The sequence below is a fragment of the Chitinivorax sp. B genome, from assembly GCF_005503445.1.
Lineage (GTDB): Bacteria > Pseudomonadota > Gammaproteobacteria > Burkholderiales > SCOH01 > Chitinivorax.
On record NZ_SCOH01000116.1, the window covers coordinates 1 to 2909 of the forward strand.

Genomic DNA, 2909 nt, shown 5'->3' on the forward strand with positions numbered 1-2909 from the left:
TTTTTATTTTTGAAATAGACTGCTAAAGAGGAGATCTACACGCGTAAGATCGTCGGCAGCGTCAGATGTGTATAATGGACAGGGCATTTGCCAGCTCTGGCAAATGCGTTGACATTGCCTCCGCCGGAACGGCCAATGGGGTCAAAGTTCAACAATGGGCATGTAACAACACGGCAGCACAGCAATTCGATATCTCCGCCATCAGCAATGGCATTTATCGCCTGAGCAACGCAAACAGCAGTAAAGTGTGGGATGTCAGTGACCGCAAAACCACTCCTGGTACCCTCCTGGTACAGTGGGTCGAGAACGGCGGGCAGCATCAGCAGTTTGTGTTCAAGAAACAGGCAGATGGCTACCAGATCAAAGCGGTACATAGCGGCTTATGTGTGGAGGCCAATGGCACAACTGACGGCACACAACTGGTTCAGAACAATTGCCACGGCCAAGCCAGCCAGCGCTTCCTCCTGACCCATACCGCCAGCCCGGCATCCAAACCCGGCCCAAATGGCCGCATTGGCAATACCCTGTGTGTCAATTCAGACGGCCCCAATGGCAAAGATGCCTATACGCTGCTCCGTAACCAATTAGGCAACGACACCGTAGAAGCACCCGACAACGCCCACAATCCGCCGATTCCCCACATCAAGGAAGCCAGCGACAATCAGGTGGGTACCCATTTCGTATTCTTGGCACACGAACCCATCGATGGCGACCGGGATAACAACCAGGCAGATCGTTCCCGTATTGAGGTCAAAGTCGGCCCTGGTTCTGCAGACTGGTTGAAGGCCAAAAACGGCAGCACCTTTACCTATACCTGGCGCTTCAAGATCGACCCGGCAATGAAGTTTTCCAACCGATTTACCCACCTGCACCAGATCAAGGCCAAAGGCGGAAGTGACGGCACCCCCATCATTACCCTGACTGGGCGGGCCGGCAACCCAAATGACTGGCTGGAATTGCAGCATGTCGATGACGCAGACAAAACCACCAAAATCAAACGTGTCAGCATGATTGGCATCAAGGGTATCTGGCTGGATGTGACCGAACAGATCACCTATGGGGAACGCGGCAGCTATGCGGTAACCGTCAAGAAACCCGATGGCAGCACCATCATGCAAACTGGCAAGCTATCGTTACCAATGTGGCGAACCGGCGCAGAATATGTGCGCCCCAAATGGGGCATCTATCGTGGCCATTCCGACATGTTGAATCAAACTGAAGACCAGGTCAGGTTCGCTAATTTCGGAATAACAGCGGGTAACAAACCCGACAGCAACTGCCGCTAAATCCCACACCATAACCGCCAGCCGATTGCTCCTGGCTCGATGTGATCATCAGCCAGGCTCTGCGGCGCTCAGGGTGTCGCCCAGCCAGAGGTGATCCTGGGTCGGGCTTTGCGTGGCCGGGTCGGCGTGTTCCGCCAGCAGGTGGCCGGCCTCGTCGTAGACGAACTGGATCGGATTGCCATAGCTGGTCTTGATCGCCAGTTGCCCTTGGTTTTGTAACAGAGGGCACGGTCATGGGCATTATCGCCCATGACTACAATGCAGCAAGCAATCACTTGCAAACTGATTACTACTTAATATGAAGAGATGAGTTACACCACCCGTCTAAAAAGTCCAAGACTTCTAAGATTACATCTTCTTCTAAATCGCTTGACCCCTTTCGAAGTGATTCAAGTTCATTACGAATCACCTCCTTACTCACACCTTTACTAATTTGTCCTTCGATTAAGGTACGAAGGCAAAGAGCTGGATTTACTGCATCCATTGCATAACTTAGATCTCGACGTAGTTCACTCATTGCCCAATTCTCCATTTCTGCCTGGTACTCCCAATAGCCTGTTGGTAGAGATCAAACGGCATCAGTGCAGTTGGTTCAACAAAACCATGCCCCATGCGGGATTCTTTGGGTCAGACCGGCGTTACAGACCACCAAGACGGTACTGGAGAGATTGATTTTAACGCGCACTGCCGACCATTTCAGTCGGCAGGCCGGCAACTAAAACAAGCAAGCCCGGCTAGGACGGGCAAGGGGGATGACTTTATCTCAAGTTCGCTAACGGGGCTGAACCAGCCTGACCGGTTCACCCTGAAGGACTAGGTCTGAACCGGCCGCGGCCAGCCGCACAAGACTGGCCGGCGATAGATCAATCACTCTGATAATCATCCAAAAGGCTTCCCCTGGCAAAACTCGGGGATTTCCTTTGGTTGCTTAATCAAACTTAATCAATGGTTTGCGTCACAGCATTCGAGCACGGCAGCGATATTTAAAACTTGCATTTCAACAAAGGCAACATTGATTAGCTTAGTAGCTAAGGCGACTTTCATAAGAACCTCTGGCAGCAGATTTGCCGAAATTGGATTCAATGGCACCGCGATAGGTTCATAGGCGTGAGTAAATTCGCTCGCTGTGCGATGCACGTCGCACCAGTCGTATACGAATAATCCACGCTGTGCCATTTCGACGAAATCGTCAGGCCGTTTCATCTTAACAAGAAGGCGAACATCAGAAACTTGAGGTAACGCACACACCATTTCCTCAATATTTTCGATAGAAACTGATGCGCTACTCAATACAGACTTAGGGATCGGTCCGATACCACCTGTAACAAATGCTCCAAGATGCCCGTTACGATCAGTCGCCAGCCAAACACAATCAAGCCCATTAGGATAGGTCTGCATAGTCATCCTCTCAGGGCGGGATCGAACTTGCCAATGGCATCCTAAACTATGGCTTTCGCATGCCTAGCATGTGAGCTTTTGTGTAGGGCAAGCACATTTTTACCAGTGAAAGTACGCTTTTAGCATAAATCAGCTGGGGGTTTTGGGCGCTTTCCCCAACTCGGCGATTCATCGCGAGCCTAACTTCCATGCCAAATGAAAGTTCGATCCCGCCCTGCCCTGAAC

Annotated in this window: 3 protein-coding genes; 1 reads left to right on the top strand and 2 read right to left on the bottom strand. The window is 51.3% G+C overall.

What is annotated here, in order from left to right; genetic code table 11:
- Positions 1 to 74: 74 nt before the first annotated feature.
- The gene (locus tag FFS57_RS24510; RefSeq protein WP_171014203.1) at positions 75 to 1286 is read left to right on the top strand and encodes an RICIN domain-containing protein; all 1212 of its coding nucleotides are present in this window, start codon (positions 75 to 77) and stop codon (positions 1284 to 1286) included.
- 289 nt (positions 1287 to 1575) lie between these two features.
- Here FFS57_RS24510 and FFS57_RS24515 read toward each other — a convergent pair whose 3' ends face one another.
- Both FFS57_RS24515 and FFS57_RS24520 read right to left on the bottom strand, forming a co-directional pair.
- The gene (locus FFS57_RS24515; protein WP_137940449.1) at positions 1576 to 1803 is read right to left on the bottom strand and encodes a hypothetical protein; all 228 of its coding nucleotides are present in this window, start codon (positions 1801 to 1803) and stop codon (positions 1576 to 1578) included.
- Between the two features lie 425 nt (positions 1804 to 2228).
- Entirely contained in the window at positions 2229 to 2684 is a 456-nt protein-coding gene (locus tag FFS57_RS24520; RefSeq protein WP_137940450.1) for a hypothetical protein, read from the bottom strand.
- Positions 2685 to 2909 lie beyond the last annotated feature (225 nt).